The following is a 12,246-nucleotide window of genomic DNA, read 5'->3' on the forward strand; positions in this document are numbered from 1 at the left end:
CTTGAGTTTGGTTTAAGAATCTTTATGTCTGTAATATGCGTATTCATCAATTTATATATGTTTTAGCGGTTCTTGTGCTTAGTTGTTCAAGACCAAACGTTAATGATGGTTCCGATATTCATTTTTCAATCGGAGATGGCAGTAACCTTGGTATTCCAACGGAATTAATATACTGTAATAATGCTTATCATTTATTTTATCAGACTAATAATGCAAGTGGTAATATTAGTTGGGGCCATTCATCAAGTACCGATTTAACAAGTTGGGAACACCTGCCATTCTTGAATATAAAAGGTGATGGATCGGTGGTGGTTGATTATAACAATACTACCGAAATCATAAGCGATACCGCTCCTATGATTGCTATATCGGGCGATACAGAATCTAAAGATAAGCAAGCTGTGAATATTTCATATAGTACAGATAATGGACTTAGTTGGAAGGATCATCCTGAAAACCCAATGATAGTTAACGACGGTTCTTATCCTATAAATGATCCAAAAGTATTTTGGCATGAGGAAACCCAACGTTGGATAATGCTTGTTATAGCCGGTTATAATATTCAGTTTTATGCATCTAATGATTTAATAAACTGGGAGTTTCTAAGTGAATATGGGAATGAAATTTATGAGCGTAAAGGGGAATGGACTAATATTGACTTTTTTCCGGTAAATGTGGAGGAAAGTAGCGAAAAGAAATGGGTGCTTTTTATTACCGGAGACACTGGTGCACCGAATGCAAGTCAAGGAACAAGGTATTTTACCGGTGACTTTGATGGTTTTATTTTTACTGCACACAAGAACATTGGGCAATGGCTCGATTATGGAACAGATACTTATCTGGGTGTAGGTAATTACAGTTACCATGCAGAAAAAGATTGTGCCATATTGATGGGTTGCATGAAAAATTCAAATACTGACAGTTATTCGTATACCGTGCCACGAAACCTTTTTCTTACCAAGGAAAATAACCAATACTACCTGATATCAAAACCAACTTTTGCTTTTAAAAATGATAAAATAGAGGGTAAGGTGGAGAAAGGCAAAGAATTCACAGAAGAAGTTTTATTTGATAATGATGTAAAATTGCCTACAGAGATTAATCTCACTTTTGATGTTTATAATCGTAAATATCTGGACTTTGCAGAAGTTTTTGGAGTAATCTTAAAAAATAGTAGAGGAGATAAATTAATTGTAGGATATCATAATTTAAGACGTTACTTTTTTATTGCTCTGCAAAACTCAAATACTAGTGACGCCCAAAGTCAGATTTATTATGCTCCTACTATTGTAAATGCCAAAGAACTGGATGTAAAAGTAATACTTACAAACAATACTGTTGAATTGTTTGCTCTGAATGGTTTTGCGAGCATGACTAAAAAGTTTGATTCTAAAATTGATTTTAATCAAATATATCTCTTTGCAGAAGGAGGAAATGTGGTTTTTAACGGCGGGAGTGTATCTAATATAGAAACAAAAGCCCATTAATATAATATAAATGTATAAATATCATTGCCAAAATATTGTTATAGTCCTGATAGTCGTTCTGATAACTGGTTGTATGTCAAGAAAAAATAATGCGGTTGACAAAATGTCGGTAAACGGTTATTATCAGGAAAAATATCGGCCCCAGATTCATTTTTCACCACCGGAAAACTGGATGAACGATCCTAATGGATTGGTATATTTAGATGGTGAATATCATTTATTCTATCAACACAATCCCGATACCACTATTTGGGGACCCATGCACTGGGGCCACGCAATAAGCACTGATTTATTGCATTGGAAACACCTTCCTATCGCTTTATATCCTGATAGTTTAGGTTATATTTTTTCGGGTAGTGCAGTTGTTGACTGGAACAACACCTCCGGTTTTGGCAGCACTGAAAATCCTCCATTAATAGTTGCTTACACCTATCATGATATGGATGGAGAAAATCAAGGGAAAATTAAGAATCAAAGTCAAGCGATTGCATATAGCTTAGATAAGGGAAGGACTTGGATTAAATATAAGAATAATCCTGTTGTTGTTAATCCTGGTATAAAGGATTTCCGGGATCCCAAGGTTTTCTGGCATGACAAATCAGATAAATGGATCATGGTTTTTGCTGCTAACGACAGGGTAAAGATATACTCTTCAGATAATCTAAAGCAATGGACATTTGAAAGTGATTTTGGGATGGAAATCGGTTGTCACGAAAGTGTTTGGGAGTGCCCTGATTTATTTCCGTTAAAAGTATTAGGCAAGGATGAATGCAAATGGGTATTAACAGTAAGCATTGTAAAGGGTGGTCCTAATGGAGGTTCAGCCACGCAATATTTCGTGGGGGATTTTGATGGAGACTCATTCATTGCACAAGACAGTAATACCAGATGGATGGATTACGGTAAGGATAATTATGCAGGGGTAACCTGGTCGGATATTCCTCAGGAAGACGGGCGAAGAATATTTATAGGTTGGATGACCTGTATCGGATATCATAACCTAACACCAACCCGTAAGTGGAGAGGCAACCTAACTTTTCCCAGGGAACTTAAGTTAAACAGTGGTCAAAATGGATATTTTCTTACCTCTAAACCTATTGATGAGATAGATAAATTAACCCGGAAAATAGAAGTAATCAAAGGTGGTCAATTTTCAGGTTCAATGGTAATAAGTAAAAAGTCCAAAGCACCGCTGAAACTTGAATTGGACTTTGATTCTATAGAGGCATCGAACGTGGCGGTGGAATTGACTAATGGATTAGGAGAGAGGCTGGTAGTTGGTTATGATAACATTGAAAAGCGCTTTTTTATTGATAGAACCAACGCTGGAGAATCTGATTTTCACCCGGATTTTGCAGGAGTACACTATGCTCCGTTTGACATTAAAGATGAACTGTTAGATATTAAAATGCTGATAGATGTGTCATCTGTTGAATTGTTTGCACAAGATGGTAAAGTAGTCATGACTGAATATTTCTTTCCGCATGAACCATTTAATAAAATAAACTTGATAAACAAAGGGGGTAACGTTCGATTAAAAGGAGGTCAACTTTATTTTCTTAACTCTATTTGGCAGTAAGAAAACCTGCAATCAAATATTTTACATATTGGAAATTGCAGTATGATTCAATTATGAACAAAATATGAATTGCCACAGATGGTAATATGAGCATTGTAAATGTCAATTGATAACATTAATAACTACAAAAATGAAGCTAAGAGAAATTTTAATTGCAATAATCGCAGTGGGTATATTGTTGGCTTGTTCACAGAAAAAGCAGCAAGCAACAAAGGAAACAGCAAGCGAATACTACACGGAGCAATACCGCCCTCAATACCACTTTACGCCGGATTCCATGTGGATGAACGACCCGAACGGAATGGTTTATTATCAAGGAGAGTATCACCTATTTTACCAGTATTACCCGGATGCTAATGTTTGGGGCCCTATGCACTGGGGCCATGCGGTAAGTACTGATCTGGTTCATTGGGAGCATTTACCTATTGGTATCTATCCAGACTCTTTGGGTTGGATATTCTCGGGAAGTGCAGTCGTGGACTGGAATAATACATCCGGTTTGGGTAGCGAGGAAAATCCTCCGTTGATAGCCATTTTTACGCATCATAACGACCCGATGGCTAAACAAGAAAGGAACGATTATCAATATCAGAGTATTGCCTATAGTTTGGATAAAGGACGTACCTGGGAAACGTACCAAGGCAACCCGGTTCTCGCCAATCCCGGCATTCAAGATTTCAGGGATCCCAAGGTGATCTGGTCAGAAAAATACAATAAATGGATCATGGCCCTGGCTGTCAAGGACCATATTGGTTTTTATTCATCGCCAGATTTAAAATCATGGACACATGAGTCAGATTTTGGTAAAGATGTAGGTGGCCATGGTGGCGTTTGGGAATGTCCCGATTTGTTTCCGATCAAAGACGACAGGGGAAACGAAAAATGGGTGCTGTTGGTCAGCATTAATCCGGGAGGTCCAAACGGAGGTTCGGCTACACAATATTTTGTGGGGGAATTTGACGGTAACAAGTTTATCAACGAAAACCCGTCGCCCCAACCGATATGGTTGGATCATGGAAAGGATAATTATGCAGGTGTTACCTGGAGCGATATCCCGGAGCAGGATGGGAGAAGAATATTTATCGGCTGGATGAGTAACTGGCAATATGCAACCAAAGTACCAACCGAAAGATGGCGAAGCGGAATGACCCTGCCACGCGAATTAAGATTGATAAGCAAAGGAGATAACTACTTATTGGCTGCTAAGCCTGTTGCAGAGACGGCTTCCATTTTAAACAAAACACAGGCTCAATCGGAATCAGGGATTAACCTTTCGGAGAACGCACTTCAGCTATTTGAATCAAAAGTAAAAGGTGGAGCGTGGATGTCGGAACTTAACATAGATGCCATGTCCGGTAAATCCGTTAACATAAAGCTTAAAAACGATTTGAAAGAAGAAGTATCGCTCAACCTTGAGATAGAGGAGGGGAGAATTGATTTTGATAGGACGAAAGCTGGCAAAAGCGATTTTAGCCAAGACTTTGCGGTGCCTGTTTCAGGCAACTATGTTTTTGACAAAACAAAAATAAAGGTGCACATATATTGGGACGAAAATGGTTTTGAAATATTTGTAAACGACGGAGAGTTTCAGATGACCAACCTGGTATTCCCCAACAAAAACTGGAATACCATGGAAATGTCGTCGAGTGGAGAAGCTATGCTGATTGAAGCTTCATTTACGCCTGTCCATAAAATTTGGAATTAAATAGAACCGTTCTTTGCAACGATCGTGCGATTCAAGAACGGAGATCAAAACTTAATGTTGGAAAGATTAATAATAATTAAACCCAGTGTCTCCGCGCCTCTGTGTTCTAATTTCTACAACGACACAGGTTGTAATAAAAAATAATAATATGGATACTACTAACAATAAATTGAACTATGCCAAACTGGCCCCGGTAATGTTAGCATTCTTTGCTATGGGGTTTGTGGACCTGGTGGGAATTGCCACCAATTATGTGAAGGCCGATTTTGAACTGTCCGACAGTGTGGCCAACCTTTTACCTTCCATGGTCTTTTTTTGGTTTTTGATTTTTTCGGTGCCTACAGGGATGCTGATGGATCGGATAGGGCGCAGAAAAACATTGGTGTTAAGCTTATTTGTCACGATTTTATCGTTGATGTTGCCTGTAATTGCCTATGACTACACTGTCATGCTGGTTTCTTTTGCCCTTTTGGGAATTGGTAACACTTTGATGCAGGTGTCTATCAACCCTTTGGTGTCAAACTTAATACGTGGCGACAGATTGGCCAGCACCATGACCTTCGGACAGTTTGTGAAAGCGATTGCTAGTTTTATGGCCCCTATTATAGCGGCCTGGGCGGCCCTGCAATTTAACGACTGGAAGTTATTGTTCCCAATTTTTATGGTCGTGGCCATAGCCGCTACTTTATGGTTAGGGTTCACAAAAATAGAGGAGGAGAAAGTGGTGGGGAAACCTTCCACCTTCGGGCAATGCTTTTCCCTGCTGGGCGATGGCTTCGTTTTTCTATCCTTCCTGGGTATCATGTGCCATGTGGGCATCGATGTGGGCACAAATGTTACCGCGCCCAAGATTCTAATGGAGCGATTGGGAATGGACTTGTCCGCTGCCGGATATGCCACCAGTGTATATTTTCTTTTCCGGACCATAGGAGCCTTGACCGGGAGTTTTATCTTGGTAAAGTTTTCCGCTAAAAAATTCTTTATAATAAGCGTTGCAATGCTAACGGTTGGGATTTCGGGTCTGACAATTGCCACTAATCAATGGTTGATTTATGCCTTTGTGGGTATGATCGGGTACGGTAACTCAAATGTTTTCTCCATTGTATTTTCACAGGCCTTGTTCCATAAGCCGGACAAGAAAAACGAAATATCGGGCTTGATGATTATGGGTCTGTTCGGGGGAACAATATTTCCGCTTGTTATGGGGGTGGCCTCAGATGCGATGGCTTCGCAAATAGGCGCAATTATTGTTATGCTTGCCGGAGCGGTATACCTGCTATCCTACATCAACAAGGTGAAATATTGATAAGAAAACCTGCTGTCGGCGCAGCCAATAATATAACCAGCGCCGAATGCACCTGGGCTTAAACGATATTTTGTTTCGAGCGAAAAAACGGATTATGGGACCCATTTATTTTTACAGTTCCGATTGCAACTTTTCGTGACCTAAGCATGCGAAAATCTCCGGGTTGGTAGATGAGTAAAATTTTTAATACATTGTTAATGGCTAATTTAACACGGATTATGTACTAGAGGTACGTAACGGGCTTTTAAAATACCATAAAACAAGGCATGGATGAAACGAGGCATAGCACCCCTCTGGAGAGTTTAAAATGAGTGAAATGCCTTGTTTTAAAGTAGTTGAATTGTAAAATAGGATTTCTGATGCATATGGCGGTTTTAAAGGGTATGACGGGAAGAATTATTTAAATCCGAACAACTAATCAAAGCCCATTCGTAGGTTGGGGGCTTCTAAAATATAAAAAAATGAAACGAGCCATGCGAATTGTTTCGCAGTCAGAAAAATATGTATTGGCGCGTACTATCGAATACATGTAAAAGTTTAAAATTATAATGAGATGAAAACAGTAATAGGAATAGGCGAAATACTTTGGGACATGCTTCCGGAAGGAAAAGTGTTGGGCGGGGCACCTGCCAACTTTGCATATCATGCCATGCAGTTAGGTGCCGAAGGGGTGGCCATCAGTGCTATTGGCAATGATGAACTCGGCCAGGAGATTGTCAAAATTATAGAAGAAGAAAACGTGGTTAACGCACTTCATATTTCTAACAAACCAACAGGTACGGTTGGGGTAGAATTAAATAATGGCATCCCCAGCTATACCATTTACGAAGATGTGGCCTGGGACAATATTAAACTGACTGATGTAGCCAAAGAGAAATTGGTTAAAGCAGATGCTGTTTGCTTTGGCTCTTTGGCCCAGCGTAGCAAGGTTTCCCGAAAAGCCATTTGGGAGGCTTTGGCATTGGTGCCAGAATCCTGCATAAAGGTATTTGATATTAATTTGCGGCAGCATTTTTACTCTAAGGAAGTCATAGAGAAGTCGTTGGAATTTGCCGATGTGTTTAAAATCAATGAAGAAGAGATAGAAATTTTCCGAACCATGTTCGGCATGGAAGGGACGGAGGAGGAGTTGTGCGCCCAGGTTGTGGATCAATACAATCTTCGGCTGTTAACGCTAACAAAAGGTTCTGAGGGTAGTTTGCTGATGGCCAAGGATGAAAAGTCATTTATCCCCACGCCGAAAGTAAAAGTGGCCGATACCATTGGTGCCGGTGATTCGTTTACGGCCACCATGGTGATGGGATTGCTATATGAACAGCCGCTGACGGCGCTTCACCAAAAAGCGGTGGATGTTTCTGCCTTTGTGTGCACCAACAACGGTGCAACGCCGCTATTGCCGGAGAAATTGAAGTACAAGTTATAAATGTTATCAATTATTACATTGCAATTATCATCCTCTTAAAAGTTGGATATCATCACTTGTTCCGAATATCTACGGAGGTATAGGACTTATGAAAAGAAGCGAACTGCTTTAAACATAAACCAAAGTGCTTACGACAATGGCAAAACACCAAGGAACGGGAGCGATTAAGGTGTTACCATAACCAAATACATAGTTACAGGAGCGAAACGGGGTGTTACGATGGTAACATCTCGTTTAGCCCTCGTAACATACTATTTCGCTTTGGTAACATGCTATTTTACCCTCGTAACCTGCTTTTTGGCCTGCGATATACCCTGTTTGGCTATCGTAACACACCAATATGCCTTTGTAAAACCCTTTTCGCAGGTGACTTATCATATTTTGCTCATGTCGCACCATAATTCGCTGGCGGAATAGGTATTTCGTTCTTGGAAGATGGGTGTGCTATATGTTTTTGGGACTTATTTTGTTATGGTTGCCCTTTTTAATGGATTGTTTAACCTGATTATCCTTTGTTTGCAATGTCATTTTTTGTTCATAATGAATACCTAACGAATCAATTCGTATTTTAACACCTGGGATGCCGGAGTTTAACAAGGTATCTGTGTCGGTTAACACAAACTTGCGACCATCGGAAAGGATCAAAGTAGCCTTCTTCTTACCTGGCTTAATATCGGCCATAACATGATTGTTTGATGGCAAAATACCGACGATTAAAAATAGAATCACTATAAAAATATTCAAAAATGTCTTGGTTGTTGTTAGTTTTAACTTTTGGGCATTCTCACTTTTCTTCTCCATGGTCTTCATAATTTTTTGCAAGTGTTTTACGTTTGTTGGTATAATGTTTCTCTTACTAATGACAGTTCATACAGCCATAAGGGTGAAATCATATTGTTAATTTACGTTAAATAACATCGTCTTCTTGATGTGGATTAATGTTTTAGTAACTAACAAATTAAGGGTGATTTGTCGAAAAACGTTTATAAACAAAAATACATTGGTGTTTGATGTGGGGTAGTTGCAAAAAAAAAGAAGTTTATTTTTAAAAGTACCCCTATTAATTTATGGTGATGGTAGAATGTTAGGATATAAAAATAAAGGTCTGGTTTAACCCGGATTATGTATTGGAGGTTCGTCATGAGCATTGCAAGTACAATAAAACAAGGTATTACTTGAAGCAACGAAGAGTCTTGTTTTAAAGTAATTTCAATGTGTAATAGAATTTCTATGCATATTGCGGGTTTAACTTCACAAGGTGTCAACTATTTTTGGCTTCATTGCAGTCCGAAAGAAGAGCGCCTGCTTGTTGGACAGACGGGGAATAGATTCAATTATAACCGGACACCAATAATAAGGTGGTTAAAAAAGAACCACATGTCAAATTTTTGGATTGTGGAAGGCATTCGATTTATTAACTTAGTGGAGAACTTATTTTTTCACAGACTAAAAACAATACCATGGAAAAGCAAAGCTGCGAACAGTGTTGGATGAGGGCTAAATACGATGTAAAACCCAAATCGTTGATCGGGAGGTTTTGGAGGTGGCATATTACTTTTTGTCCCGGATGGAAAGGATATATGAAATCACTGGACGAAGATAAAAAGCAAGAAATAAAATTGAAATATAATTTAAAGTAATTCTCTTTTCTAAAATAGAGAGGTGCCAGGATTATGTTTTTGTTTAAAAAGCAGAGATTAACAATTTTTCTTCAGTTGTATGGGTAATCTATATGCCTTTTTTATATTGAATGCAGGAGGTAGGATAAACGGATTGACGTATTAGTTGACTTGCCTTGGAATTTCCGCTTACTAAATCATTAAAATGCCGGATAATTTCTGCTTTACTTATAGTTACCATCGTTTCGGTGGCTACATCGCTTAAATCAATAAAAAATGAATCGAACATTTTGAGGTTGTCGCTAATAATATCGGTATTCAGATAGTTTTGGTTACTGTAAATTTGGTGATAGTTCCCTTTGGATTTTACGACGGCAAATGAAATACCTTTCGTATTGGTGATGGATGAAGATTTTTCGCAATTTTCAATGCATTCGCTGTCAACCACTTTTTTATTACATCCCATGGTCTGTTGTGTAAAACACTGTCTGGATGTCATTAAAACATGAGGATGGTAAACGCTAAAATAAAGATTAAAATTATCAGGTTTCTGAATACCTCTGAGTTGCATTCTGCTTAATTCGCTCGAGATAAAGGCACCCGCACAATTGAATTGCTTTTTTAAGCACTTCAAACTGTATGAATTAACGATGTTCAATCCGGGGCCTGCGATCCATTCCAACCCAAGTTGATAGGCCTCAAATGCAATTCCCGTATTATCGGTTACCAATGAATTAGGCCGGACTTTATGGATGAAATCGACAGCTGTAGAATATTCATCACCAATTAAAACAGAAGGAAAACAGGGGATAAGGTTTCGTTCCTTCCTGAATACTTCAATATATTCCGAAAACCTGTTTTTAAAATTACCGGGGAGTTTAAAGTAGATGGAAGTGTCGGTTTCCGAAGTGTGATGTAAATCATTTAAAGATGAAATAAATACGGATAATGCTGGTTTGATGCCTTGCTTTGGTTGACTTTTTATTTGAGGTAGCTGAACAGGCGTGATGTTTTTCTTGGAATCCATTAATAAAAAAAGTATTCGATTCCTTAAGACTGTCAGTTCTTTAAAAGGCAGATATAACCGGTCATTTATCCCTTCCAGGTTCATTTCCGAAATATAATAATTACTGGTGTTGATCGCTTTTAAGCGTTTAAATAGAGTGCTATAGCTTATGGATTCTGTTCCTTTATTACTAAGTACAACTTCTGAAATCACATCGAAGGAAGCATCAGGAGTTTGCACCGATATTTTTAATGGAGACGCAACTTCGCCTGTAATACGAAGGATCACAGGCAGTTTTTCAATACTCAGCTTTTTAGTTTTGGTTTCCACATCTTCCATAATCCTATCTTTTTCCTCAAAAAGATCTTTCTCCGCTTGTTCTCTCTCGGTCAGGGATTGAAACGCCTTATCTTTCTTTAAACGAATAACCGAATAATCCCTGGGATTATCGATAAACATGTCTTTTGAGATTTCCGCCGTAAGATAAGCATTGGAAAAATCGCGGTTAAAAACCTTGTACAACATGTTTTTTTCAGAAAGTAGCGTTTGGTGCTTTTGCCAGTTTTCAATCTGTTTTTTGTAGGAACCAACCACCGTATAAATATAATCGTGCTTTTTTATGCGACCTTCTATTTTCAACGAATATACACCGGCTTCGTATAATTCCCCAATGTTCGAATACGCCGAATTGTCCTTTAAATTCAGCGGGTATTCTTTTCCTGCCGGTGTGGTTAAATACCGGTCTCTGCAGGGCTGACTGCATCTTCCTCTGTTTCCCGAATTTCCGCCATGGACCGAACTCATATAACAAATGCCCGAGAATGAAATGCATTGCGAACCGTGCACAAATACTTCGGTTTGTACCTCATGTTTTTTTCCGACGGATGTCAGGTGTTTGATCTCTTTTAAGTTCAATTCCCGGGATAAATTGACACGCTCTGCATGTAGCCGGGCCAAAAATTTTATCTGACCTTCGTTATGCGTGGTCATCTGTGTGGAGGCATGAATTCTCAGTGACTTGTAATAGGTAGAAAGGATATAGAGCAACCCCAAATCCTGAACAATGATTCCATCGATGTTGGTATTTACAAGTTGGTTGAGTAGTTGAATTAAAGCGGGAATTTCATTTTCGAGAATAAGGATATTCAACGTAAGAAAGACTTCGCATCGGTAATTATGCGCGAGGCGCATCACACCTTGCAATTCATCGAAACTAATATTGGCAGCCCTGTTACGGGCATTAAACCTATCCAACCCACAGTAAACAGCATCTGCACCAGCAATTATGGCCGCTTTAATACTGTTAACATCTCCACCCGGAGCCAATAATTCAATCTTCTTTTCCATATACTTTAATATGCGCAAAGATAGGTTTTTTGAGCTCAGGATTTAACGTGCATCATTCATTCCTTTTTTATATACTCACCAACCAGGCAGTAGTTAAAGTAAATTTGATTTCTCAAATAAAACTTTAACCGTTTTCATGGCTATAAACATTTTACCACTATCGGGTAACGAAATAAAAACGAATTTACTTTTTATTTAATGCGTAACCTGATGCTGAAAATAATTATCAAGCATTGTATTGCCACAACAAAATCCTTTTTTTTAATGCGCTTTTTCTAAGGGAAGGGTTGCAAAATTCATTTGTTAATGTAGTTTTTATAAGCTTCTGCTGCCATAACAAAATTATCGTTAGGAGTTGGAGGATTCGTAAGTGCATTAAAAAATACTTCTATGTCGTTTTGAGTAGAAATTATTTTTTTCTGATTCGTAATTATTTCATTGGCTTTTCCCTAAACGGTAGATAATACAAACTCTGTAAGAGTTCTTTATCCCCAGCATAGCAACTCCTTCAAAAAGTTCCTTTTGTTCTTTGGGCAGCCTGGTATCAAACCTCGCTTTATCATTTTCAATGGTATCCATCTTTGTATTTTTTATAAGGATAATTATAGCAATTCTTAAAATATTAAATAGGAAGGATAATAACCGTACTTATAGATAAGTTTTGTAATGACTTTTTCTATAATTCCAATTTCCATTCGTCGGGTAAAACCGTTCAAACTTCTAAAATACCCAGCCAACGGTCTAATTGAATTGAGGTACACAACAAATAGAGGA

General features: G+C 38.4%; 10 protein-coding genes. 6 read left to right on the top strand and 4 right to left on the bottom strand.

Annotation, left to right across the window (positions count from 1 at the left end):
- Positions 1 to 35 precede the first annotated feature (35 nt).
- The 5 genes from ACT29I_RS06155 to ACT29I_RS06175 all read left to right on the top strand — a co-directional run bounded on the left by ACT29I_RS06155 (position 36) and on the right by ACT29I_RS06175 (position 7,500).
- Positions 36 to 1,487: a GH32 C-terminal domain-containing protein gene (locus ACT29I_RS06155; RefSeq protein ID WP_444792948.1), complete on the top strand. Its 1,452-nt coding sequence runs from the start codon at positions 36 to 38 to the stop codon at positions 1,485 to 1,487.
- Between the two features lie 73 nt (positions 1,488 to 1,560).
- Positions 1,561 to 3,066 carry a glycoside hydrolase family 32 protein gene (locus ACT29I_RS06160; protein ID WP_444792949.1) on the top strand — a complete coding sequence of 502 codons (1,506 nt, stop codon included), beginning with the start codon at positions 1,561 to 1,563 and terminating at the stop codon, positions 3,064 to 3,066.
- 130 nt (positions 3,067 to 3,196) lie between these two features.
- A complete protein-coding gene (locus ACT29I_RS06165; protein WP_430931345.1) occupies positions 3,197 to 4,771 on the top strand; it encodes a glycoside hydrolase family 32 protein in 1,575 nt (524 codons plus the stop codon).
- A gap of 148 nt (positions 4,772 to 4,919) precedes the next feature.
- Positions 4,920 to 6,077, top strand: a complete 1,158-nt coding sequence (locus ACT29I_RS06170; RefSeq protein ID WP_430931346.1) for an MFS transporter — start codon at positions 4,920 to 4,922, stop codon at positions 6,075 to 6,077.
- Positions 6,078 to 6,630: 553 nt separating this feature from the next.
- On the top strand, positions 6,631 to 7,500 hold the full coding sequence (locus ACT29I_RS06175; protein ID WP_430931347.1) for a carbohydrate kinase family protein: 870 nt from the start codon (positions 6,631 to 6,633) through the stop codon (positions 7,498 to 7,500).
- 444 nt (positions 7,501 to 7,944) lie between these two features.
- On the opposite strand, the gene ACT29I_RS06180 is transcribed toward ACT29I_RS06175, so the two are convergent.
- Entirely contained in the window at positions 7,945 to 8,301 is a 357-nt protein-coding gene (locus ACT29I_RS06180; protein ID WP_430931349.1) for a hypothetical protein, read from the bottom strand.
- Between the two features lie 659 nt (positions 8,302 to 8,960).
- Between ACT29I_RS06180 and ACT29I_RS06185 the strand changes: the two genes are divergently transcribed.
- Positions 8,961 to 9,140 (top strand): hypothetical protein, encoded by a 180-nt coding sequence (locus ACT29I_RS06185; RefSeq protein ID WP_430931350.1) that lies wholly within the window; start codon positions 8,961 to 8,963, stop codon positions 9,138 to 9,140.
- Between the two features lie 88 nt (positions 9,141 to 9,228).
- On the opposite strand, the gene ACT29I_RS06190 is transcribed toward ACT29I_RS06185, so the two are convergent.
- The 3 genes from ACT29I_RS06190 to ACT29I_RS06200 form a co-directional block, all read right to left on the bottom strand.
- On the bottom strand, positions 9,229 to 11,472 hold the full coding sequence (locus tag ACT29I_RS06190) for a peptidase U32 family protein (protein WP_444792950.1): 2,244 nt from the start codon (positions 11,470 to 11,472) through the stop codon (positions 9,229 to 9,231).
- 296 nt (positions 11,473 to 11,768) lie between these two features.
- Positions 11,769 to 11,906 (bottom strand): hypothetical protein, encoded by a 138-nt coding sequence (locus tag ACT29I_RS06195; RefSeq protein ID WP_444792957.1) that lies wholly within the window; start codon positions 11,904 to 11,906, stop codon positions 11,769 to 11,771.
- Between the two features lies 1 nt (position 11,907).
- Positions 11,908 to 12,051: a hypothetical protein gene (locus ACT29I_RS06200; protein ID WP_444792951.1), complete on the bottom strand. Its 144-nt coding sequence runs from the start codon at positions 12,049 to 12,051 to the stop codon at positions 11,908 to 11,910.
- Positions 12,052 to 12,246: the final 195 nt, after the last annotated feature.

It is taken from the genome of Saccharicrinis sp. GN24d3, from assembly GCF_052400645.1.
In the GTDB taxonomy this organism is placed as follows: Bacteria; Bacteroidota; Bacteroidia; order Bacteroidales; family Marinilabiliaceae; genus Saccharicrinis.